The organism is Superficieibacter electus, from assembly GCF_002915575.1.
Taxonomy (GTDB): domain Bacteria; phylum Pseudomonadota; class Gammaproteobacteria; order Enterobacterales; family Enterobacteriaceae; genus Superficieibacter; species Superficieibacter electus.
On sequence record NZ_PQGD01000006.1, the window covers coordinates 96,342 to 120,726 of the forward strand.

20 protein-coding genes are annotated in these 24,385 nt (G+C 52.3%); 5 read left to right on the top strand and 15 right to left on the bottom strand.

The window, feature by feature from the left end:
• Nucleotides 1–18: 18 nt before the first annotated feature.
• On the top strand, nt 19–798 hold the full coding sequence (elyC, locus tag CHU32_RS08730; protein ID WP_103675403.1) for an envelope biogenesis factor ElyC: 780 nt from the start codon (nt 19–21) through the stop codon (nt 796–798).
• Here elyC and CHU32_RS08735 read toward each other — a convergent pair.
• The 14 genes from CHU32_RS08735 to CHU32_RS08805 all read right to left on the bottom strand — a co-directional run bounded on the left by CHU32_RS08735 (nt 775) and on the right by CHU32_RS08805 (nt 16,582).
• Entirely contained in the window at nt 775–1,668 is an 894-nt protein-coding gene (locus CHU32_RS08735; RefSeq protein ID WP_103675404.1) for a YcbJ family phosphotransferase, read from the bottom strand. The two genes, elyC and CHU32_RS08735, sit on opposite strands and share 24 nt — an antisense overlap.
• A 142-nt stretch (nt 1,669–1,810) precedes the next feature.
• Complete coding sequence (gene kdsB, locus CHU32_RS08740; RefSeq protein WP_103675405.1) at nt 1,811–2,557, bottom strand: 3-deoxy-manno-octulosonate cytidylyltransferase; 747 nt, start codon at nt 2,555–2,557, stop codon at nt 1,811–1,813.
• Nucleotides 2,554–2,736, bottom strand: coding sequence for a Trm112 family protein (locus tag CHU32_RS08745; RefSeq protein ID WP_103675406.1), 183 nt, complete (start codon nt 2,734–2,736; stop codon nt 2,554–2,556). The genes kdsB and CHU32_RS08745 overlap by 4 nt, the downstream gene beginning before the upstream one ends.
• A 52-nt stretch (nt 2,737–2,788) precedes the next feature.
• On the bottom strand, nt 2,789–4,006 hold the full coding sequence (locus CHU32_RS08750) for a winged helix-turn-helix domain-containing protein (protein ID WP_103675407.1): 1,218 nt from the start codon (nt 4,004–4,006) through the stop codon (nt 2,789–2,791).
• A gap of 33 nt (nt 4,007–4,039) precedes the next feature.
• Nucleotides 4,040–5,020, bottom strand: a complete 981-nt coding sequence (gene lpxK / locus CHU32_RS08755) for a tetraacyldisaccharide 4'-kinase (RefSeq protein WP_103675408.1) — start codon at nt 5,018–5,020, stop codon at nt 4,040–4,042.
• Nucleotides 5,017–6,765 carry a lipid A ABC transporter ATP-binding protein/permease MsbA gene (gene msbA / locus CHU32_RS08760; RefSeq protein WP_103675409.1) on the bottom strand — a complete coding sequence of 583 codons (1,749 nt, stop codon included), beginning with the start codon at nt 6,763–6,765 and terminating at the stop codon, nt 5,017–5,019. Before msbA ends, lpxK begins: the two co-directional genes overlap by 4 nt.
• A gap of 36 nt (nt 6,766–6,801) precedes the next feature.
• Complete coding sequence (locus CHU32_RS08765; protein WP_103750827.1) at nt 6,802–9,066, bottom strand: ComEC family protein; 2,265 nt, start codon at nt 9,064–9,066, stop codon at nt 6,802–6,804.
• A gap of 222 nt (nt 9,067–9,288) precedes the next feature.
• Complete coding sequence (gene ihfB, locus CHU32_RS08770; protein ID WP_049840220.1) at nt 9,289–9,579, bottom strand: integration host factor subunit beta; 291 nt, start codon at nt 9,577–9,579, stop codon at nt 9,289–9,291.
• 139 nt (nt 9,580–9,718) lie between these two features.
• Nucleotides 9,719–11,392 carry a 30S ribosomal protein S1 gene (gene rpsA / locus CHU32_RS08775; RefSeq protein WP_103675411.1) on the bottom strand — a complete coding sequence of 558 codons (1,674 nt, stop codon included), beginning with the start codon at nt 11,390–11,392 and terminating at the stop codon, nt 9,719–9,721.
• A 112-nt stretch (nt 11,393–11,504) separates the two neighbouring features.
• Nucleotides 11,505–12,188: a (d)CMP kinase gene (gene cmk / locus CHU32_RS08780; protein ID WP_103675412.1), complete on the bottom strand. Its 684-nt coding sequence runs from the start codon at nt 12,186–12,188 to the stop codon at nt 11,505–11,507.
• 181 nt (nt 12,189–12,369) lie between these two features.
• A complete protein-coding gene (gene loiP, locus CHU32_RS08790) occupies nt 12,370–13,131 on the bottom strand; it encodes a metalloprotease LoiP (RefSeq protein ID WP_103675413.1) in 762 nt (253 codons plus the stop codon).
• 139 nt (nt 13,132–13,270) lie between these two features.
• A complete protein-coding gene (gene aroA, locus CHU32_RS08795) occupies nt 13,271–14,554 on the bottom strand; it encodes a 3-phosphoshikimate 1-carboxyvinyltransferase (RefSeq protein ID WP_103675414.1) in 1,284 nt (427 codons plus the stop codon).
• A gap of 67 nt (nt 14,555–14,621) precedes the next feature.
• Complete coding sequence (gene serC, locus CHU32_RS08800; protein WP_103675415.1) at nt 14,622–15,710, bottom strand: 3-phosphoserine/phosphohydroxythreonine transaminase; 1,089 nt, start codon at nt 15,708–15,710, stop codon at nt 14,622–14,624.
• Between the two features lie 182 nt (nt 15,711–15,892).
• On the bottom strand, nt 15,893–16,582 hold the full coding sequence (locus tag CHU32_RS08805) for a DUF421 domain-containing protein (protein ID WP_103675416.1): 690 nt from the start codon (nt 16,580–16,582) through the stop codon (nt 15,893–15,895).
• A 137-nt stretch (nt 16,583–16,719) separates the two neighbouring features.
• Between CHU32_RS08805 and ycaO the strand changes: the two genes are divergently transcribed.
• The 4 genes from ycaO to pflA all read left to right on the top strand — a co-directional run bounded on the left by ycaO (nt 16,720) and on the right by pflA (nt 23,014).
• Nucleotides 16,720–18,486 carry a 30S ribosomal protein S12 methylthiotransferase accessory factor YcaO gene (gene ycaO / locus CHU32_RS08810; RefSeq protein WP_103675417.1) on the top strand — a complete coding sequence of 589 codons (1,767 nt, stop codon included), beginning with the start codon at nt 16,720–16,722 and terminating at the stop codon, nt 18,484–18,486.
• A 398-nt stretch (nt 18,487–18,884) separates the two neighbouring features.
• A complete protein-coding gene (gene focA, locus CHU32_RS08815; protein ID WP_133159237.1) occupies nt 18,885–19,742 on the top strand; it encodes a formate transporter FocA in 858 nt (285 codons plus the stop codon).
• A 52-nt stretch (nt 19,743–19,794) separates the two neighbouring features.
• Entirely contained in the window at nt 19,795–22,077 is a 2,283-nt protein-coding gene (pflB, locus tag CHU32_RS08820) for a formate C-acetyltransferase (protein ID WP_103675419.1), read from the top strand.
• A gap of 196 nt (nt 22,078–22,273) precedes the next feature.
• Nucleotides 22,274–23,014, top strand: a complete 741-nt coding sequence (pflA, locus tag CHU32_RS08825; RefSeq protein WP_103675420.1) for a pyruvate formate lyase 1-activating protein — start codon at nt 22,274–22,276, stop codon at nt 23,012–23,014.
• Nucleotides 23,015–23,078: 64 nt separating this feature from the next.
• Here the strand turns inward: pflA and CHU32_RS08830 are convergent, their stop codons facing one another.
• Complete coding sequence (locus CHU32_RS08830) at nt 23,079–24,227, bottom strand: MFS transporter (RefSeq protein WP_103675421.1); 1,149 nt, start codon at nt 24,225–24,227, stop codon at nt 23,079–23,081.
• Nucleotides 24,228–24,385 lie beyond the last annotated feature (158 nt).

Here is a 24,385-nt window from a genome sequence, read left to right on the forward strand (position 1 = left end):
AAAAAGGAGCCATGAAGGATGCTTTTTACGCTAAAAAAATACATTGGCGGTATGATGTTGCCCCTGCCGCTATTACTTTTAGTGATTGGCTGCGGCGTACTGCTGGTCTGGTTCAGCCGCTTTCAAAAAACCGGTAAATCATTTATCACGCTCGGCTGGCTGGCGCTCCTGCTATTGAGCCTGCAACCTGTTGCTGACAGTTTACTCCGTCCGATTGAAAATAAATACGCCACCTGGCACGGTAGTGAACAGGTTAAGTATGTCGTAGTGTTGGGCGGCGGTTATACCTGGAATCCACAGTGGGCCCCCAGTTCGAACCTGATTAATAACAGTTTGCCGCGCCTGAATGAAGGCATACGCTTATGGCGAGCTAATCCAGGATCGAAGTTGGTTTTCACCGGAGGCGTTGCCGTGAGTAACACGGTAAGTACTGCAGAAGTCGGGGCCAGAGTCGCCGAAAGTCTCGGGGTACCGCGCAGCGACATTATCACTCTCGATCAACCAAGAGATACGGAAGAAGAAGCGGCTGCCGTCAAAGCGGCCATTGGAGATGCACCTTTCCTGCTGGTGACTTCAGCCTCTCATCTGCCACGCGCGATGATTTTCTTTGAGCATGTAGGTCTGCAGCCGCTACCCGCCCCCGCTAATCAGCTGGCGATCGATTCAGCGCTGAATCCGTGGGAGCGGGCGATCCCTTCTCCGGTCTGGCTGGGCCACAGCGATCGCGTTGCGTATGAATTGCTGGGCCGTGTCTGGCAATGGCTGAAAGGCGCGTCAGGTAAGCCAGGGGACGAGTGATTTCGCCGCCAGATCAAACCGGGCGCGATCGAAGCGTCCGGTACTCACCAGTTGCGCGACCTCATCCCACAACAAATAAAGCCAGCGCCGCCAGAGAAACGCTTCCTCCACCGGCGCGCGTTGCAGATAATGCCACAACAGATCTTCTGCCAGCGGGTTATCCACGAGGCGGAACAACTCATATTCACGCGGTGCCCACAACGTAATGCCAGGCCCGACCATTGCCATCAGTTGATCGCTACGTGCATCCTTAAGCATGCTCATCAGTGTCAGATTACCGTGAACCAGCACGCAGTTATCATTAAATCCGTCAAACAGTGAAGGGAGACACTCGCGAGCACGGAATAGCAGCCGCTTATCCTGCATAGTCAGCCCGGTGTTACTGTAGAGGTTAAGCGTACTCCAGAGCATTTCGATGCGCTGACGATACCACTGCGGCCACAGATTTTCCTGCGTACTGTCGACGGTGCCCACGCAACCGCCGCTGTCCTGGCGGTGCCAGGCCAGCAGTCCCTCGACGATCTGATCTTTAAGCTGCGCCCAGCGCTGCGGAGTACGCGCCGGCGCTTCCACCGACACACCGCGCAGACGTTCGATCAATAGAACATCCGGCCCCGGATGCTCTTCATGAGTGAGTACGCCATATACCACGGGCATTCTTACCGTCCCGTTACGCGCCAGCATGGAGACTTTCCAGGCAAGCTGCCTGGCGAGACCTGGCGTGTTAAAGCTTTTCGCCATCAGCGGCATCGGGTTGCCCTGCGAATCGTATAATGACCACAGCGAAGAGTCGGCTTTCTCATTGACGCACTCCAGCCGACTGAGTTTTTCACCCAGCAGGTGGCTTAATTCGGCACGCAATTGTTCCATCACGGATAACCCTTATGAATATTACTGATTTCATAATGAGCGTCTGAACGCAGGATGTCACCGGATAAGATCAAAGGTATTACAGAAAAGATGAAAAATGACGGAAAAGTTTTCTCCCTTTCAGCAGAAAGGGAGAGGACGTTTAGCGCATTTCCGCGCGAACGCGTTGCAGGTCTTCTGGCGTATCCACGCCGGTACCGGGGACCTGCTGAGCCACAGCAACATGAATTTTTTCGCCGTACCACAGCACGCGAAGCTGCTCCAGCATTTCAATTTGCTCAAGTGGACTGGGCGACCAACTCACATAGCGGCGGATAAAACCAGCGCGGTAGGCGTAAATACCGATATGACGCAGCAGGCTGTCGCCAATCGCTTCACGCGAGCGAGCAAAACGATCGCGATCCCAGGGAATGGTCGCACGGGAGAAGTAAAGTGCATAACCCTGCTCACTCATGACCACTTTCACCGCGTTTGGATTAAACGCTTCCTCAGCGTCGTGAATGGGCACGGCCAGTGTCGCCATCCCAGCGTCACATGCGGCAATATTCTCTGCCACCTGGCGCACGATGGCCGGGGGGATCATTGGCTCATCGCCCTGAATATTCACGATGATCGTGTCATCGCTGAATGCACATTTTTCCACTACTTCCGCCAGTCGTTCGGTGCCAGACTGGTGATCGGCGCGCGTCATGCAAACTTCGCCGCCTGCGGCTTCAACCGCGCTTGCGACATCAGGATGGTCGGTTGCAACGATAATTCGTGCTGCGCCGGATTCACGGGCGCGATCCAGCACGTGCAGAATCATCGGTTTGCCGTTGATATCCTGAAGAGGTTTACCTGGCAGGCGGGTTGAGGCGTAACGCGCCGGAATAATAACGACGAAGCTCATGGACGGCTCTCTTCTGCATTTAACGGGCGGGCTTCCGTTTCAAGTAATACGGGAATACCTTCGCGCAGCGGGAAAGCCAGATGATCGGCTTTACAAATAAGTTCTTGTTTATCCTGAGTGTAATACAGCTTGCCGTTACAGATCGGGCAGGCAATGATTTCCAGCAAACGATGATCCATAGTTCCTCCTGATGGACCGATAAGGTCCGTTGCAGCATATCATAATGGCCGATCAGGCCACGTCAATTTCCCAGCCGCTTCGCTGATGCATAAATAATTTTTCCGGCAAAAGGCCCATCTGAATACGCGTAGCTCCCTGCCAGCGGGCGAAGTCATCGATGGCGGTTTTTAATCCCCTTTCAAGCGTGCGGCTCGCGCTTTCACCGTCTTCCAGCCACAGCGCAATGACCTCTAGTACCCCCTCTTTACGATGCATTTTACAGTCCATGCGGCCTGCCAGTCTTCCCTGATGCAACAGCGGCAGCACAAAATACCCGTATTTACGTTTCGACGCGGGCGTATAGCACTCCAGCCGGTAGCTGAAACTAAAAAGCTGTTCAGCTCGTTTGCGATCCCAGACGACGGGATCAAACGGCGAAAGCACGGCGCTATGCGTTGCCTTCAACTTGCCTTCCTTCGCTATTGGCAGCAAAGGCAAAAGATCCGTATGCAGCCACAGCGTCCCCAGCGTTTCAACCTCGACGGCAACAATCTGCGCTTCATCTTGCCAGCGCGTCAGCAATGCGGTGAGTGCGGGCTGGCGCAGCCGGTAGTAATCTGCCAGCCATTGAGGGCGAAAAATACCCAGGCTGCGGGCGCTGTTTTGCAACATCACCTCTTCCGCCGCAGACTGACTAAGCGCATCGCGAGCGTCATCCCAGTGCGGCAAAACGCGGCTTGTCAGATCATAGACACGCTGAAAATTACGCCGCTCAATGACCATGACTTTTCCCGCAGTAAAAAGCCCTTCCAGATGTCGCTTATGCGGTTTCCATTCCCACCAGCCACTTGCCCCCTTACGGGGATGGGCAAAATCGGCAGAACGTACCGGTCCCTGCGCCTGGATATGGGCTATCAGCTGTTCGATTTCATCGACATTTTCTTCCATCCACGTCTGGCGATATTTCCATCCCATATTTTCCGGGGCCAGCATACGGTGACGCACCAGCGAAAAATCACTGCGGGGAAGAAAGCAGGCTTCATGCGCCCAGTACTCCATCAACTCGCCACGACGTAATGCGTCATCCAGCCAGACCTGCGGGTAGTTTCCCAGGCGGCTAAACAGCACCAGATACGGACTGCGGGCAACAATGTTGATAGTATCAATTTGCAGCAGCGACATCTGGCGAATGATGCGCAGAATATCGTCAGGTTGAGCGTGACGGCGAGGCTTTGTAAGCAGCCCCTGGGCAGCAAGGTGAAGACAACGCGCGGCATGTAGAGAGAGCATTTATTTTCCCGTCATCAATACCGGCGCGGACAGTTAACGCTGCGCCAGGAGAGTGAGTTTCTCAAGCAGTTGTTGCGCGCCGTGGCCCTGAAGCTCCGCATCGACCGGCAAATACCACCAGTTACACTGCGCAAAAGAGCGACATTTTACGGCATCTTTTTCGGTCATGATTAGCGTCTGCTCTGGCCGGGCCAGCGCCTGAACATCTGCCAGGGTCAGCGCCTGATGGTCAGACAGTGAAATCGTTTTTAGCGGGTGCAGGCCGCCGCTTTCGAGCGTGGCAAAAAAGCGCGGTGGATGACCAATACCGGCCATCGCCACTACGTCGGTCAGAGTGGAGATTTCACGCCGCTCACCCGTCAGCAAATTCACTGCCAGCCCCGGGCGCAGCAGCATCGGAATTTCATGTGCCGCAGGCTCGCCGCCGTTGCAAATAACCGCATCGACCGTTTGCAGACGCGAGGCGCGCTCGCGCATCGGCCCGGCGGGTAGCCACCAGCCGTTACCGAAACGGCGCACGCCGTCTACTACCACGATCTCAACGTCCCGCGCCAGGCGATAGTGCTGCAGACCGTCATCCGTAATAATAAGTTGTACGTCATGCTGCGCCAACAGGGCGCTGACCGCATCAGAGCGCACCGGCGACACCGCCACCGGCGCGCCCGTACGCTGATAAATAAGGACAGGCTCATCACCTGCGCTGGCGGGTGTCGTTTGCGCGTCGAGAAGCAACGGATAGCGTTCCGCCTTGCCGCCGTAGCCGCGCGATACCACGCCGACGCGAATACCGCGCTGCCGGAGTTGCTCAACCAGCCAGATAACGACAGGCGTTTTGCCGTTGCCACCGGCGGTCAAATTTCCCACCACGGCTACCGGCACGGGTGCCCGCCATGCCTTTTTCAATCCAAGGCGGTAGCTCAGGCGGATAAGACTGCTAATCAGACCATACAGCCAGGAAAGCGGCAGTAAAAGCCGCCACAGCGGCGATTCACCCGACCAGATCCGCGCGATCATTGTCCGAATTGCATCTTGTGTAGTTGTGAGTAAACGCCGCGCAATTCGAGCAGATCGTGATGGTTACCGCGCTCAACAATGCGCCCATCTTCGACTACTACAATTTCATCAGCCTGTTCAATGGTGGACAGACGATGCGCAATCACCAGAGACGTACGGTTTTTCTGCAATTCATCCAGCGCGGCCTGGATTGCCCGTTCAGATTCGGTATCCAGCGCGGAGGTGGCTTCATCAAGGATCAAAATGGGGCTATCACGCAGTAACGCACGGGCAATGGCGATACGCTGGCGTTGACCACCAGACAGCATGACCCCATTCTCGCCAATTACCGTATCAAGGCCATTGTCCATTTTATTGATAAAGTCCATCGCATACGCCATACGCGCCGCTTGTTCGATCTGCTCGCGGCTGTATACGTCAGTACGTGCATAGGCAATGTTGTTGGCAACCGTGTCATTAAACAGGTGTACATTTTGCGACACCAGTGCGACCTGATTACGCAGCGACGACAGCGTATATTCCCGCAGGTCATGACCATCCAGCAGGATCTGACCTTCGTCAACGTCATAAAAACGGGTGATCAAGCTGGCAATGGTCGACTTACCTGAACCAGAGCGTCCAACAAGAGCGACCGTTTTACCTTCCGGAATAGTCAGATCGATATTACGCAGCGCCGGAACTTCACGCCCTGCATAGGTAAAAGTGACATTACGAAATTCCAGATCGCCTTTTGCACGTTCAACGGCAAAGGTGCCCTGATCTTTTTCCTGCTCAGAGTCAAGAATGGTAAACAACGTCTGGCAGGCAGCCATGCCGCGCTGGAACTGGGCGTTGACATTGGTCAGTGATTTCAGTGGACGCATCAGGGCAATCATTGATGAGAACACCACGGTGATGGTACCGGCCGTCAGGGTTTCCATCACGCTCGGGAAGCTGGCGGCATAAAGCACAAAGGCCAGTGCCAGCGAGGCAATAAGCTGGATGATCGGATCGGAAATAGAAGAAGCCGAAACCATTTTCATACCCTGTAAGCGCATCTTATTGCTGACTTTATCAAAGCGCTTTGTTTCGACCTCCTGTCCGCCAAATATCAGCACTTCTTTATGCCCTTTCAGCATTTGCTCTGCGCTGGTAGTGACCTGCCCCATCGTGTTCTGCATGTTTTTACTGATGCTACGAAAGCGTTTAGACACCAGGCGGATGGCGAATGAAACGATAGGTGCCAGCACAATAAGGATTAATGATAACTGCCAGCTGTAATAGAACATCATAATAAACAGGCCGATGATCGACGCCCCTTCGCGCACAACGGTGATCAGTGCGTTGGAAGAGGAAGAAGCGACCTGCTCTGAATCGTAAGTAATTCGTGACAGTAGCGTCCCGGTGGACTGCTTGTCAAAAAAGGAGACCGGCATCCCCATCATATGGCTGAACAGGCGACGACGCATGGTCATCACTACCTTGCCAGAGACCCATGAGATGCAGTAGCTGGAGACATAGCTGGTTATACCTCGCACAATCATCAGCCCGATCACGACGAGTGGCATCCATAGCAGCACCGAGCGATCTGTTTTACCAAAACCATCATCCAGTAATGGTTTAAGGAGCGATAGCATGAAGGTATCGCTGGCCGCGTTGAGGATTAACGCAATTCCCGCCACGATCAGACCCGGCTTGAAAGGGGCAATAATCGGCCAGAGTCGGCGGAAGGTCTGCCACGTAGAGAGATCTTTATCGTTATGCATTCAAAAAACCAGCATTTGTTGAAATAGCCGCATATTCTACCCGTTATCTGCGGGCACGCCAAACCACTGATGATACCAGCGGGGTAAAATTTGCTCCCGCAGCCCGTTGATTTGCCATCCTGAGTGGGAAAATATGACACTTATTTGCCCCTGATGAGGCGTATCGACCCATTGATATCCCTCTTGCTGGTAGCGTTTTACTACCTTCGCCGAGGGGAAATGCCAGGCATTGTAGCGGGACGCCGAAGCCAGTGCCGCCTGGCCATTCACTCTTTGTATGAACGCGATCCCTGATGAGGTATTACTGCCATGATGGGGCACCTGAATTATCGTAGACGCCAGGTGCTGCCAGTAATGGCTAAGCATACTCAGTTCAGCCGGCATTTCGATATCACCGGTCAATAAGATACTGTACTGGCCGTCATCCACCTTAATTACGCAGGAGCGGTTGTTACCCTGCGTTCTATTATTTTTCAGCGGCCAATGGACACTAAAGGTCAACCCTTCCCATTGCCAGCGCTCGCCGCGAAAACACGGCAGATGCCCGGCCCAGCCGAGTGGGCTGCGAATCCACGCAGAAGGCCATTGTTGATGAATGGATACCAGCCCGCCACGATGATCGAGATGCTCATGGCTAATAATGATGCCCTCCGGACGCAGGTGGTGCCAGCGCAGCCAGGGAATAATCAACTGCTGACCGGAGTCGCCACCGGGCCAGGCCAGCCCGGTATCATACAAAATGGCCTTCCCGTGGCGCTCAATCACCATCCCCAGCCCCTGTCCGACATCCAGCATGTGCACCGCCCAGGTATCCTTGCGTTCCTCTCGCCACAGCGGGAACGTCATCACGATAAGCAGGGTTAACGTTACGGCTTTCATCGCCCACCATGCCCGAAAACGCCACAGCACCAGCATTAGCCATGGAATAAGCACAATACTCTGCCAGCGTTCATCCACGTTCAGCCAGCCATCAGGCAACTGACGCAACAGATAAAAAAGCAGCGCCAGCAGGCGGTCGGCAAGAAACCACAGCCCCTGCTCTACCACGGCGAGACCGGTAAGATGCAGCAGCATCCCTGCCAGGATCAGCGGTACCACTACAAAAGTGACCAGCGGCACGGCAAACAGATTAGCCAGCAGCGAAGTAGTGCTGACGCCATGAAACAGCAGCACCTGAAGCGGTAAAAGCAGCAGCATTAGCCCCAGTTGAAGATAAATCAATTCAACAAGCTGCCGCAGCGGCGCGCGTATTTTCCACTCTGGTAGCGGCATCCACTGATACCAGAAAATGAGCGCCGCCACGGCGAAGGCGGAGAGCCACAGGCTTTGAGAAAGTACCGCCAGCGGATCGCAAAACAGCATCGCAGCAATGCAACAAAGCCAGATGTCCCACGCAGACCATTGTCGCCCGGTTAAACGCAGCCCGTACCACATTCCCAGCGCCACAACGGTGCGCAATGCGGGAGGTTGTAACCCCGTCAGCCAGGCATATAATGCCGCACAGATGAACGCGCCTGCCAGCGGTGCGCGCCAGCTAATCAGGCGACAGGGTAAAAAAAACTGTATTGCCCGCACCAGCAACCAGCCCAGCGATGCGCCCAGGGCGATATGCAGACCAGATATCGCCATCAGATGCGAGGTTCCCGTCTGCTGCATTAATTTTTTGATGTCGGCAGGAACTGCCAGCCTTTCACCGAGTCCCAGCCCCAGCATTACCCCCTGCCAGGGGTAGTCCGCCAGGGTCGCCTGGAGCGATGCAAGGAAGCGCGCCCGCATACTACAACGGGTGTCCAGCGCGGTCGCCGTCATGAAGCGCCCTGTCAGCGGGTTATGCTGTGCAAAAGCATTGCGCTGCGTATCAAATCCGCCGTCATTGAGTTCACCGTGAACAGCGCGGGCACGAACAACCATCGCCCAGCGTTGCCCTGCACAGGCAGCCTGCGGCAAATAATTACCATAAAGCGTGATCCCTGGCGCAGGGAAAAGTCGTTTCCCTTCAACATGCGTAATCACTCCCTGATGCGTTGTCGCTCCATCGGTCGCTGTAAGAGCGATCTCAAGCCGCTGGTTTTTACCAGTAAGATGCGCAGCAGGCCATATGACCTGCTGCGCGGCCAGCACGCCCCAGCAAAAAAAGAGACCTTTGAATCCCATCATGCGAAGGTGCACTGAGCGGCAAACGGTCAGCATCGTCGCGAAGATCACGACGATGCTGGTGCACCTCACGCCCGGCAATTCCGGTAGCCAGATTAACGCAGCGATCCCTGCGATTACGCAGATCGCCAGTTGTGGTAAACGCATACTCACCTCCCTGCTACGGGAAGTGTCGCGCCAGAGAACAGCGTTGTCGGCAGCGATTTACCGCCTTTGCGGCGTACGCCGAAATCAATTAGCGTTGTTTTAACGGCATGCAGGCAAGATTGCGAGGTGGATTCCGTTTGTGACAGAATGCAGAAAATGAAAAAAGCACCCGCAGGTGCTTTTTTTGTGTTCAAGTTTCGTCGTTAACTGACCGGCGATAACTCAATCACCTTCATAAATATTGGCGCGGTCGCGTAGTTCTTTCCCCGGCTTAAAGTGCGGCACATACTTGCCTTCCAGATCCACTTTATCGCCTGTTTTAGGGTTACGCCCGGTGCGAGGAGCTCGGTAATGCAGTGAAAAGCTGCCGAAACCGCGGATTTCAATACGCTCACCAACGGCAAGGGTAGAGGCCATATGTTCCAGCATCTCTTTCACGGCATCTTCAACCGCTTTTGCCGGGATGTGCGATTGCTGGCTTGCAAGTCTTTCGATTAACTCTGACTTGGTCATGATTCCTCCGGTTTCCTTAATGGCCATATTCGCTAACAGCTTGAACAAGGGCGGCCATAGCCGCCCTTTGTGCTTGATTACAGAACGAAAACTGTAATCTGTCAAGTTACTCATCATCCTTCTTCAAGGATTGAGAGTATTACTCGCCTTTAGCTGCTTTGAATGCTTCAGCCATTGCGTTAGAGAAGTTGCCTTCTTCCTGTTTGTTATTAACAGTAGCAATTGCATCTTTCTCGTCAGCTTCGTCTTTCGCACGAACAGACAGGCTTACAACACGGTTTTTACGATCAACGCCGGTGAATTTAGCTTCAACGTCGTCGCCTACGCTCAGAACCAGAGTTGCATCTTCAACGCGGTCACGTGATGCTTCAGAAGCACGCAGGTAACCTTCAACGCCGTCAGCCAGTTCTACGGTTGCGCCTTTAGCGTCAACTGCAGTGACTTTACCGTTTACGATTGCGCCTTTCTTGTTCACAGCAACGTAGTTGTTGAACGGATCTTCGGCGAGCTGTTTAACGCCCAGGGAGATACGTTCACGCTCTGCGTCAACCTGCAGAACAACGGCAGCGATTTCGTCGCCTTTTTTGTATTCACGTACTGCTTCTTCGCCTGCAACGTTCCAGGAGATGTCAGACAGGTGAACCAGACCGTCGATGCCACCGTCCAGGCCGATGAAGATACCGAAGTCAGTGATTGACTTGATTTTACCTTCAACGCGATCGCCCTTGTTGTGGGTTTCAGCAAACAGCTGCCACGGGTTAGATTTGCACTGTTTCAGACCCAGGGAGATACGACGACGTTCTTCGTCGATATCCAGAACCATCACTTCCACAACGTCGCCAACGTTAACCACTTTGGACGGGTGGATGTTTTTGTTGGTCCAGTCCATTTCGGAAACGTGAACCAGGCCTTCAACGCCTTCTTCGATTTCAACGAAGCAGCCGTAGTCGGTCAGGTTGGTTACGCGACCGGTCAGTTTGGTACCTTCCGGATAACGTTTAGCGATAGCAACCCACGGATCTTCGCCCAGCTGTTTCAGACCCAGAGATACACGAGTACGCTCACGGTCGAACTTCAGGACTTTAACGTTGATTTCATCACCAACGTTCACGATTTCGCTCGGATGCTTAACGCGTTTCCAGGCCATATCAGTGATGTGCAGCAGGCCGTCAACGCCGCCCAGATCAACGAATGCACCGTAGTCAGTGAGGTTCTTAACGATACCTTTAACTTCCATGCCTTCCTGCAGGTTTTCCAGCAGCTGATCGCGCTCTGCGCTGTTTTCGGATTCGATAACGGCACGACGAGAAACAACAACGTTGTTACGCTTCTGATCCAGCTTGATTACTTTGAACTCAAGCTCTTTGCCTTCCAGGTGCAGCGTGTCGCGGACCGGACGAACGTCAACCAGGGAACCCGGCAGGAACGCACGAATACCGTTCAGCTCAACAGTGAAGCCACCTTTGACTTTGCCGTTGATAACACCAGTAACAGTTTCAGCTTCTTCGTAAGCTTTTTCCAGCGTGATCCAGGCTTCGTGACGCTTAGCTTTCTCACGGGACAGCAGGGTTTCACCGAAGCCGTCTTCTACTGCATCCAGAGCAACGTCAACTTCGTCACCTACCTGGATTTCCAGCTCGCCCTGGGCGTTTTTGAACTGCTCAGCCGGGATGGCGGACTCAGATTTCAGACCGGCGTCAACCAGTACAACGTCTTTGTCGATAGCAACAACAACACCACGAACGATGGAACCCGGGCGGGTTTCGATTTCTTTCAGGGATTCTTCAAACAGTTGAGCAAAAGATTCAGTCATGTTTAATCTTCAGGTTTCATATTAACGTCCACCTGGCTCCGTGCCGGATGGGGTTGTTTCACATACCCGCGAACACTCCATTGCTGCGGGGGTACTACAAATTCGGACGCATTTAAGCGATAGCCAACTTTTGGCGCGCGTATTGTAACGCTTTTTCAATCACTTGCTCAATACTTAAACTGGTGGAATCCAGTACTAAAGCATCGGCAGCGGGAACAAGAGGTGCGACAGCGCGGTTACGATCGCGGTCGTCACGTTCTTTAATCTCGGCCAAAAGGCGTTCAAAGTTAACACTAAAGCCACTTTCCTGCAACTGTAGCATACGGCGATGGGCGCGTTCTTCTGAGGAAGCATCAAGGAATATTTTTACCGGCGCTTCAGGGAATACGACAGTTCCCATATCGCGGCCGTCGGCAATGAGTCCGGGGGCTTCGCGAAATGCGCGCTGGCGGCGTAAAAGTGCTTCGCGCACGCGTGGGAAGGCCGCGACCTGAGATGCGGCACTTGCGACTTCCTGAGTGCGAATTTCGCTGCTGACATCTTCCCCTTCAAGGATCACTTCCAGCGTGCCGTCGGTGGAAACAAAACGCACATCCAGATGGGTTGCCAGCGGAACCAGGGCGTCTTCACAGGCCACATCAACATGGTGGTGTAATGCTGCCAGCGCCAATACGCGATAGATTGCGCCGGAGTCCAGTAGATGCCATTGCAATGCTTCCGCCATCGCCTTGCATAAAGTGCCTTTACCTGCGCCGCTTGGGCCATCAATGGTAATAACCGGGGCATTTGCCGTCATCTTTTTCTCCTTAAACAGGCATACCGTCAACATAAACGCCGCGCATTATACGCGTGTCTGCGCCTGAGAGTTACCTTTGCATGTAAATTGCAGAATATTGAACGTCAAACGTGAGATATCGGACGAAATTATAGCGGGTAAAGCGGGCTGGCATGGAGCCAGCCCGGGAAATGACGACGTGTTACTTTTTATCCTGAGCAATACGATCGCGAATATGCTGCGCACGTTCTGCTGAAGGCGGATGGGAATCAAACAGTGATTTGGTATGACCGGCATCAAGGCTTGCCAGTTTATCAAAGCTGCCCACCAGCCCCTGGGTGCTGATGCCGCGTTTTTTCAGCAAATCGTAGGAGAAGTCATCTGCCTCGGACTCTTTGTCGCGGGAGAATTTAGAGTTAATAGCCCCTTCAGCAATATCGCCAAGCTGAGAGCGGGAGAGCTGGGCAGCGACGCCGCTGGTCGCGGAGATAGCATCGCGCGCGGCGACAACAGCGTAGGCGGCTTTCATTTCCTGGAGGGAGTGACCGAGCGCTACGTGTCCCAGTTCGTGACCCAGCACACCTTCAACTTCGTTGTCGGTCATCATGTCCATCAGGCCGCTATAAACACGAACGCAGCCGTTCGCCATCGCCCAGGCATTGACATCGCTTGTCATATAGACTTTGTAGTTGACGGGGGTACCGTTGATATTACTACCCAGCGCTTTGGCAATTTTTGCCAGACGCTTACTGTATTTGCTGGAGGAACCTGCCAGTTGGTTCTCGCTGTCCATCTGTTTACAGCCCTGATCGGCAATGGATTTTGCATCAGCATCGCTGAGGGTGGCGGCTTTGTATGCGGACATGCCGGAACTGGCTAGCATGTTACCATCTACGCCATTTTTACAACCAGCCAGCATAAGCGTTGATAGCGTAAGCGCCAGCATGATTTTTTTCGTTTTCATCGTCATCTTCCGTTGATAAATATAACCATCGCCGTGCGGCGATATGAGAAACGTCCACGAAAATAGCATTACCTGTAGTAGCAAAAAAGTTTGGAACCGGACATAACAGCGCTGGCAGGATGTCAGCGCTCAGAAGGATTTATCGCGGGGAGCTTACGCGGGCAAGTTGCTCAAAGTAGTCGGGAAAGGTTTTCGCAGTACATTTCGGATCGAGAATGGTGACCGGGGTATCTGATAACGCCACCAGTGAGAAACACATCGCCATCCGGTGATCGTTATAGGTACCAATTTCGGCAAACTGAAGCTGCGCAGGCGGCGTGATACGAATATAATCTTCGCCCTCCTCCACTTGCGCGCCCACTTTACGCAATTCGGTCGCCATCGCGAACAGGCGATCGGTCTCTTTGACGCGCCAGTTATAAATATTACGCAGTGTTGTGGTGCCATGCGCGAAAAGTGCCGCTGTGGCGATGGTCATCGCCGCATCGGGAATATGGTTCATGTCCATATCAATGGCATGCAATTCACGGTGGGTACAGCTGATAAAATCATCACCCCACTCAATCACTGCGCCCATCTTTTCCAGCACATCGGCAAAACGAATATCACCCTGTACGCTGTGACGGCCAATACCCGTGACCTTGATAGTGCCGCCTTTGATCGCGGCTGCCGCAAGGAAATAAGAGGCAGATGAGGCATCGCCTTCAACAAGGTAGTCACCCGGTGAGCAATAGCGTTGACCGCCGCGAACCACAAAGCGCTGATACTGCTGATTTTCAATCGTCACGCCAAACGTTTTCATCAGATTGAGGGTGATATCAATATAAGGTTTCGAAACCAGTTCACCCTTAATGGTGATGATCGTATCCTGAGCGGCGAGCGGCGCAGTCATTAACAGCGCGGTCAGAAACTGGCTGGAGACGCTGCCATCTACCTCAACATCGCCACCGCTAAACCCTCCGCGCAGGCGCAGCGGCGGATAATTTTCCTGCTCAAGATAGTCAACCTGCGCACCGCCCTGGCGTAATGCATCGACCAGATGGCCAATGGGGCGCTCTTTCATCCGCGGTTCGCCGGTGAGCACGATATTACCTTTACTCAGACACAGTGCTGCCGCCAGCGGACGCATAGCGGTGCCCGCATTGCCGAGAAACAGCTCCAGCTCGCCGTCAGCCTGTAACGGACCGCCATGACCGATCACTTCACAGCGGGTGCGGTCAGCAGAAAGGGTGTATTGAATGCCTAACGCGCTCAGGGCGTTCAACATATGGCGGACATCATCACTGTCCAGCAGATTGGTCAGCACCGTAGTGCCGCTGGCTAAGGCTGCCAGCAGCAGCGCCCGGTTAGAGACACTTTTTGATCCAGGCAGATTGATAATGCCGTCTACGCGCGCGATGGGTTGTAACGTCAGGGAATCCATGAAGCTTAACTCTCAGAAGCAAAATAAAGCCCCGCAGTCAGGCTGCGGGGAAGAAGAAAATGCGTAATTAACCGTGGCGACGTTCGAAATCAGTCATGAAATCGGTAAGCGCGTTAACGCCTGCCAGCGGCATTGCGTTATAAATTGACGCGCGCATTCCGCCTACGACACGGTGCCCCTTCAGCGCATGCAAACCGGCCGCCAGAGACTCTTCAAGGAAAAGTTTGTCCAGCGCGCTATCTGCCAACTGGAAAGGCACATTCATGCGCGAACGGTTGGCTTTTGCCACGTCGTTACGGTAAAAATCGCTGCGATCGATGGTGCTGTACAGCAGATCGGCCTTTTGCTGGTTGATCTTATCCATCGCCGCTACACCGCCCTGCTCTTTCAGCCATTTGAACACCAGACCAGAGAGATACCAGGCAAACGTCGGCGGCGTGTTAAACATGGAATCATTGTCATTGAGGATGGTGTAATCGAGAATCGACGGACATGACTGATGCGCTTTACCTAACAGGTCTTCGCGGACGATCACCAGTGTCAGACCTGCCGGGCCGATATTTTTCTGTGCGCCCGCATAAACCACACCAAAACGGCTAATGTCCAGCGGACGTGAAAGAATGGTCGATGAAAAATCGGCAGCGACCACCACGTCACTACCAAAATCGGGCGTTTCTTCAATGGCGATGCCATCGATGGTTTCGTTAGGACAGTAGTGCAAATAGGCGGCACCGTCTGAAAGCTGCCAGTCGCGCATCGGTTTTACCGCCCGCAGGCCATCCACAGTGACTTTGGCGTCAATCACGTTTGGCGTACAGTATTTCTTTGCTTCTTTAACGGCACTCGCCGCCCAGTATCCTGCATCCACATAATCAGCCGTGGTCTTATCGCCCAGCAGGTTCAACGGCACGCCAGCAAATTGCCCGCGTCCGCCACCATGGCAGAACAGCACTTTATAGTTTGAAGGGACGTTCAGCAGCTCGCGAAAATCCTTTTCAGCCTCTTCAGCTACCTGGATAAACTCTTTACCCCGGTGGCTGATTTCCATAACCGACGTGCCCAGACCATGCCAGTCGCACAGTTCCTGTTGCGCCAGTTTAAGCACTGCTTCCGGAATCATTGCCGGACCTGAACTAAAATTGTAGACCTGAGTCATTTCCCCTCACCACGCTGCTTATGATCGACCCACCACACGGGGTCTGCGTTATTCCTGTGGATATCGGTTTTACCATTCAGTGACACGTGTCGCAACGAGTAATCAACAGGCGGGTAAAAATGTGTCCTCTATCACACAATATATTCTATCGTATTGACGAATAAAGGCCGACAAAACCGCTATCAGGTAATGCGCTTCGCCCGGCTGGCTTTTGACCACTCCGGATGCGCGCAACGGGGACATAGCCGATGCTCCCCCGCTTTCATCGCATATACCGCGCTGCATTTATTACAGGCATAATCACCGTTATCCGGCACGGTGGTATAGCGCTCAATGCCTTCCGGTAGAATACAAAGCCCCGGTTTTACCTCGTCATCAGGATAGTAATAGACGCTTATCTGGCCGTTAGTTTCCATTATTGCCAGTTTGATTTGTCCCAGTTGCTCAACACTGCTGATCCTGAGCTCCATAAAAAATTCAAATTCGGTGAGGTTTGCGGCATTCACTTTTTCCCATGCCAGCTGACCTTCTTCGATAAAGATAACGGGCCTACCCTCCAGCAAATCCTCCAGTTTCTCGCTATGTGACATTAACCACATCACCAGCCGGTACAGGAGTGCGAGCGTAATAAAGACCATTAAAACCGGCAACATAGGGACATCATCGTAAAATGCTACGTCTCCGGCAGCGGACCCCAGCGTCAGGATGATGAGGACTTCAAAAAGCGACATCTGCCGTACGCCACGACGGCCGGTAATTTTCAGGAACAGAAACACCAGTACAAAGGTGTAGAGACTACGCAGCGCCACTTCCCCGAGAAATTCAAGCGGCACTTTGTCCAGCGCCATACGTTGAAGATCAAATGCTTTCATTTTTTATTCTCAAACAGCAAGTTACTATCCATAAGCATAGCCAATACTTTTATTTCCGCGCCAGGCTGCGGGGAGATAGCGCCGGTCAGCTAAAACCCGTATCATTGCGCGCTTTCCGTACGATAAAAGTGAATGTTATGACCCAAACCTTCATCCCCGGCAAAGACGCCGCCCTGGAAGATTCCATCGCTCGCTTCCAGCAAAAACTCCAGGATCTCGGCTTCGATATTGAAGAGGCTTCCTGGCTGAATCCCGTGCCTAACGTCTGGTCTGTGCATATTCGTGACAAAGAATGCGCGCTGTGCTTCACCAACGGAAAAGGGGCGACGAAAAAAGCGGCGCTGGCCTCCGCGCTGGGTGAGTATTTCGAACGTCTGTCAACCAACTACTTTTTTGCCGATTTCTGGCTGGGCAAGACCATTGCCAACGGTCCGTTCGTGCATTATCCGAATGAAAAATGGTTCCCGCTAGCGGATAACGATGAACTGCCGGACGGTATCCTCGACGCTCGCCTGCGTGCGTTTTATGACCCTGAAAATGATCTGAGTGCCGGAATGCTGATCGACCTGCAATCCGGTAATGAGGAGCGTGGGATCTGCGCCCTACCTTTCACTCGCCAGTCTGATAATCAAACCGTGTATATTCCGATGAACATCATCGGTAACCTGTATGTCTCTAACGGCATGTCGGCGGGCAATACCGCAAATGAAGCCCGGGTACAGGGACTGTCAGAAGTGTTTGAACGGCATATTAAAAACCGCATTATCGCCGAATCTATTAGTCTGCCTGAGATCCCGTCTGAGGTGCTGGCGCGCTATCCGGGCGTGGTGGAAGCCATTGCAACGCTTGAAGCGGAAGGTTTTCCTATCTTTGCTTACGACGGCTCACTGGGCGGTAAATACCCGGTGATTTGCGTTGTTCTGTTCAACCCGGAAAACGGCACCTGCTTCGCATCCTTTGGCGCGCATCCTGATTTTGGCGTAGCGCTGGAGCGTACCGTCACTGAACTGTTACAGGGTCGTGGCCTGAAAGATTTGGATGTTTTTACTCCGCCTACCTTTGATGACGAAGAAGTGGCTGAGCACACCAATCTGGAAACCCACTTCATTGACTCCAGCGGTCTTATCTCCTGGGACATGTTTAAGCAGGATGCGGATTATCCGTTTGTTGACTGGAACTTTGCCGGTACCACTGAAGAAGAGTTTGCCACCCTGATGGCCATCTTCAGTGCCGAAGATAAAGAAGTCTATATCGCCGACTATGAACACCTCGGCGTCTACGCGTGTCGTATCATCGTCCCCGGTATGTCAGATATCTATCCGGCTGAAGATTTATGGATGGCGAACAACAGCATGGGTAGCCATTTGCGCGACACCATTCTGTCACTGCCGGGCAGCGACTGGGATAAGGAAGATTATCTCAACCTGATCGCCCAGCTTGATGAAGAAGGCCATGATGATTTTACCCGCGTGCGCGAATTACTCGGCCTGGCGACGGGTAATAATAACGGCTGGTATACGCTGCGTATTGGTGAACTTAAAGCCATGCTGGCGCTGGCGGGAGGCGACACAGAACAGGCGCTGACCTGGACTGAATGGACCATGGAATTTAACACCTCTGTGTTTAGCGCCGAACGCGCAAACTATTACCGTTGTCTGCAAACGCTGTTGTTATTAACGCAGGAAGAAGAGCGTGAGCCGTTGCAGTATCTGAATGCGTTTGTACGAATGTATGGTGCCGAAGCGGTAGAGGCAGCCAGCGCGGCGTTAAGCGGTGAATCACCTTTTTATGGTCTGCAAACGGTTGACAGCGATCTGGCGGCCTTCCCTGCGCATCAGTCGTTGCTGAATGCTTATGAAAAGCTGCAGCGTGCTAAAGTGTCGTTCTGGTCAACACAGGGTTAGTTAACCTTAACAACTGTAGGCTTATTTATGAGTCTGCGTTATATTACGGAGCGAATTTACCGCTCCGTTTTTTTATATATTAACGGGTGCACTAAAATGTAATGTCAAAGTTAAATATGAGTAAATGTTATTACATTTATCTTTTCTTTAATGTTACTTTATTTCGCAAATACTCCATTTTAATTAACCAGCTACTGAAGGGTCCGCAAAATAATTCAACTCAATTTATAAATTTTAAAATTTATTTTTATTAATATTTTCAATACCTTAACCCCAAATAGCGGTAAAACCATACGTTATGAGGGCCTATAAGCCAGGCGAGATATGATCTACATCAAATTCTCTTCTATAATGCTTTGTTAGTATCTCGTCGCCGACTTAATAAAGAGAGAGTTAGTGTGAAAGCTGACAACCCTTTTGATCTAATACTTCCTGCAGCAATGGCCAAAGTGGCTGAAGAAGCGGGTGTCTATAAAGCAACGAAACAACCGCTGACCACGTTCTTCCTGGCGATTACCGCAGGTGTGTTCATCTCTATCGCTTTTGTTTTCTATATTACGGCTACCACAGGTACAGCAAGTATGCCGTTTGGTATGGCGAAACTGGTAGGCGGCATCTGCTTTTCACTGGGGCTGATTCTTTGCGTTATCTGTGGGGCTGACCTGTTTACCTCAACGGTACTGATTGTAGTGGCGAAAGCCAGCGGTCGTATTACCTGGGGGCAACTGGGACGCAACTGGCTGAACGTCTATTTTGGTAATCTGGTTGGCGCACTGCTCTTTGTGCTTTTAATGTGGCTTTCTGGCGAGTATATGACCGCCAATGGCGGATGGGGGCTAAACGTCCTGCAAACCGCTGACCACAAAATGCATCACACCTTTGTTGAGGCCGTTTGCCTTGGCATTCTGGCAAACCTGATGGTCTGCCTTGCCGTCTGGATGAGCTACTCTGGTCGCAGCTTAACAGATAAAGCGTTAATCATGATTTTGCCGGTCGCTATGTTTGTTGCCAGCGGCTTTGAGCACAGCATTGCGAATATGTTTATGATCCCGATGGGTATCGTAATACGTCATTTCGCCAGCCCGGAATTCTGGAGCGCTGTCGGCTCCTCTCCGGACAATTTTTCTCACCTGACTGTCATGAATTTCATCACTGATAACCTGATCCCTGTCACTATCGGGAACATCATCGGCGGCGGTTTGTTAGTTGGGTTGACATACTGGGTCATTTACCTGCGTGGCAACGATCATCATTAATTATCGTTCCAGGCAGTAAATAAAAAGTCCACTTAAGAAGGTAGGTGTTACAATGTCCGAGCTTAATGAAAAGTTAGCCACAGCCTGGGAAGGTTTTGCGAAAGGTGACTGGCAGAATGCAGTAAACGTCCGTGACTTCATCCAGAAAAACTACACTCCGTACGAGGGTGACGAGTCTTTCCTGGCTGGCGCAACCGAAGCTACCACCAAACTGTGGGACAGCGTAATGGAAGGCGTAAAACAGGAAAACCGCACTCACGCGCCTGTTGATTTCGACACTTCTGTTGCCTCCACCATCACCTCTCATGACGCTGGTTACATTAATAAGCAACTTGAGAAAATCGTTGGCCTGCAAACTGAAGCACCGCTGAAACGTGCGATTATCCCGTTCGGTGGTATCAAAATGGTTGAAGGTTCCTGCAAAGCGTATAACCGCGAGCTGGACCCGGCCCTGAAAAAAATCTTTACTGAATATCGTAAAACCCACAACCAGGGCGTTTTCGATGTTTATACCAAAGACATCCTGAACTGCCGTAAATCCGGTGTTCTGACTGGTCTGCCAGATGCCTATGGTCGTGGTCGTATCATCGGTGACTACCGTCGCGTTGCGCTGTACGGTATCGACTTCCTGATGAAAGACAAATACGCGCAGTTCCTGTCTCTGCAGTCTGACATGGAAAATGGCGTAAACCTGGAAGCCACTATCCGTCTGCGTGAAGAAATCGCTGACCAGCATCGCGCTCTGGGTCAGATCAAAGAAATGGCAGCAAAATACGGCTGCGATATCTCTGGTCCGGCAACTAACGCACAGGAAGCAATTCAGTGGACCTACTTCGGCTACCTGGCCGCAGTTAAATCACAGAACGGCGCAGCAATGTCCTTCGGTCGTACCTCCAGCTTCCTGGATATCTACATCGAACGTGATCTGAAAGCCGGCAAAATCACAGAGCAAGACGCGCAGGAAATGGTTGACCACCTGGTCATGAAACTGCGTATGGTTCGCTTCCTGCGTACCCCGGAATATGATGAACTGTTCTCTGGTGACCCGATTTGGGCAACTGAATCCATCGCCGGTATGGGCGTTGATGGCCGTACCCTGGTAACCAAAAACAGCTTCCGCTTCCTGAACACCCTGTACACCATGGGGCCGTCTCCGGAGCCGAACATCACCATTCTGTGGTCAGAAAAACTGCCGCTGAACTTCAAAAAATATGCGGCTAAAGTCTCCATCGATACCTCTTCTCTGCAATATGAGAATGACGATCTGATGCGTCCTGACTTTAACAACGATGACTATGCTATCGCCTGCTGCGTAAGCCCGATGATCGTTGGTAAACAAATGCAGTTCTTCGGTGCGCGTGCAAACCTGGCGAAAACCATGCTGTACGCTATCAACGGCGGCGTTGATGAAAAACTGAAAATGCAGGTTGGTCCGAAATCTGAGCCGATCAAAGGCGACGTTCTGAACTTCGACGAAGTGATGGACCGCATGGATCACTTCATGGACTGGCTGGCTAAACAGTATGTCACCGCGCTGAACGTGATCCACTACATGCATGACAAGTACAGCTACGAAGCTTCGCTGATGGCGCTGCACGATCGTGACGTTATCCGTACCATGGCATGTGGTATCGCTGGTCTGTCCGTTGCGGCTGACTCCCTGTCTGCTATCAAATATGCGAAAGTCACCCCGATTCGTGATGAAGACGGCCTGGCTATCGACTTCAAAATTGAAGGCGAATACCCGCAGTTTGGTAACAACGACGCTCGCGTTGATGACATGGCGGTTGACCTGGTAGAACGTTTCATGAAGAAAATTCAGAAACTCACCACTTACCGTAACGCTATCCCGACACAGTCTGTTCTGACCATCACCTCTAACGTGGTTTATGGTAAGAAAACCGGTAACACCCCGGATGGTCGTCGTGCTGGCGCGCCGTTCGGACCAGGTGCTAACCCGATGCACGGTCGTGACCAGAAAGGTGCAGTTGCCTCTCTGACCTCCGTGGCTAAACTGCCGTTTGCTTACGCTAAAGATGGTATCTCTTACACCTTCTCTATCGTTCCGAACGCACTGGGTAAAGACGACGAAGTTCGTAAGACCAACCTGGCGGGCCTGATGGATGGTTACTTCCATCATGAAGCGTCCATCGAAGGTGGTCAGCACCTGAACGTGAACGTCATGAACCGTGAAATGCTGCTTGATGCGATGGAAAACCCGGAAAAATATCCGCAGCTGACCATTCGTGTATCTGGTTACGCAGTACGTTTTAACTCGCTGACTAAAGAACAGCAGCAAGACGTTATTACCCGTACCTTCACTCAAACCATGTAATGGTTTTTGACTGAAATAACGCGTAAAAAAGCGTAAAATAAAGGCTCCACAGCAGTGGGGCCTTTTTAACACCCGCAGTCTGGTTTGCCAGTTATCTATACTTAGTCGATGGGTAACCGTCAAAACAGATCCGACACAACCTTAGCGAGTTGTGCACTCACAGGCCAGGAAGGCCAAAGCTGGAGAAACCACCGCAATGTCAGTAATTGGTCGCATTCACTCCTTTGAATCCTGTGGCACCGTTGACGGCCCGGGTATCCGTTTCATCACTTTCTTTCAGGGCTGCCTGATGCGCTGTCTGTACTGTCACAACCGTGATACCTGGGATACCCACGGCGGTAAAGAGGTAACCGTTGAGGAACTGATGAAAGAAGTGGTGACCTACCGCCACTTTATGAATGCATCCGGTGGCGGCGTGACAGCCTCCGGCGGGGAAGCTATTTTGCAGGCTGAGTTTGTGCGTGACTGGTTCCGCGCCTGCAAAAAAGAAGGCATCCATACCTGCCTTGATACTAACGGCTTTGTCCGCCGCTACGATCCGGTGATTGATGAACTACTGGAAGTGACGGATTTAGTGATGCTCGATCTCAAACAGATGAACGATGAAATCCACCAGAACCTGGTGGGCGTGTCCAACCATCGTACGCTGGAGTTCGCTAAATATATCGCCAATAAAGGCATCAAAGTGTGGATTCGCTATGTTGTGGTTCCTGGCTGGTCAGACGATGATGACTCCGCACACCGCCTGGGCGAGTTTACCCGTGATATGGGTAACGTCGAGAAAATCGAAATGCTGCCTTACCACGAGCTAGGTAAACATAAGTGGGTGGCAATGGGTGAAGAGTACAAACTTGATGGAGTTCATCCACCGAAGAAAGAGACCATGGAGCGCGTCAAGGGCATCCTGGAACAGTATGGGCACAAAGTGATGTACTAAATAGTGTCATCCCAATGACCAAAACGATGCGGCCCGATAACATAGCAGTTAACGGGCCTGACAATCAGGCATGCGCCACTGGCGTTGGATGATGTCCTGCTTTACGCAGCAGCATTAGCAGATAGATAAACGACACACCGGCAATCATCACAAACAGCAGATTGTCGGAATAGTTTTGCATCAGCATAGCGGTGAACGACGGGCCCAGCAGGCTGCCAATCGTATAGCTGAGCAACAGTGCCTGGTTCATCGCCACCAGCTGATGGTGTTCTACTTTTTCACAGGCCCAGGCCATTGCTACCGGATAAAGCGTAAAGCCCGCAGCGCCGAGGACAAACAAAGCCGGAGCCATAGCTGCATGACTCAGCATTGCCAGACAGCCCAGGATCACCACAAAAACCTGCACTCTCAGCACCAGCAAACGCCCGTAGCGGTCTGCCAGACGTCCAATGGGCCATTGACCGAAAATACCTGCGCTCACCAGCACGGCCATCCAGAAGCCGATTCCGGCATCGCTGACGCCTTTATGATTAAGATAAAGCGGCATCAGCCCGTAAAGCGATCCCAGAACAATACCGGAAATAATACAGCCGTTTACACCAAGGCGAGCCTGACGCAGGCGCAGCATCGGCCAGATACGAGTCGTTTCCTGCTGTTCACTATGCTGATTAACAATCCGCGTAAACAACAGTGGCAAAACGCCCGCCAGCGTTACCGCGGTCACCCACGGCAGGACGCTCATCAGATTGGTTGGTAGCTTACTGACCAGCAGTTGCGCCAGTACTGTACCCACATAATAAATCATCATATAGGCAGCCAGTAGACGGCCACGATTACGCGACGTTCCACTGCACATCAGGGCGCTTTCGACGACCACCCAAATCATGGCGCAGCCCACACCGGCAATAAAACGCCAGCTCAACCAGCTCCAGAAGCCAACCATCATTCCCAGCCCAATACCGCCCACCGCGAAAATCAGCGAGGCCAGATAATAGCTGCGGTTAAATCCGAGGCGTTTAATCACGCTCCCGGCTACCAGTGTACCCACCAGGTTACCAGTAAAATAAGACGACCCCACCATGCCAACCTGCCAGGTAGGAAGGTTTTCATGCGCAAGCCAAAGCGGGACGAGCGTGTTCAACACTGCGATCGCCAGAGTCAATAAAAGCAGGCCACAGAGCAGCAGGAGCACCGGGCGGGTATAGGTGGACATGGATAATAAAACCGTGAGGAAGTTCAGAATTCGAGCGCATCATGCCACCGCCAAAAACAAAGTCAATTGGCGTTTTTTAGCCATAGCACGCTTTGTTTTTCGACGATTGATATTACTTATCCAGAACGGATCTCCAGAGGCGGCATTAAAAATTACCA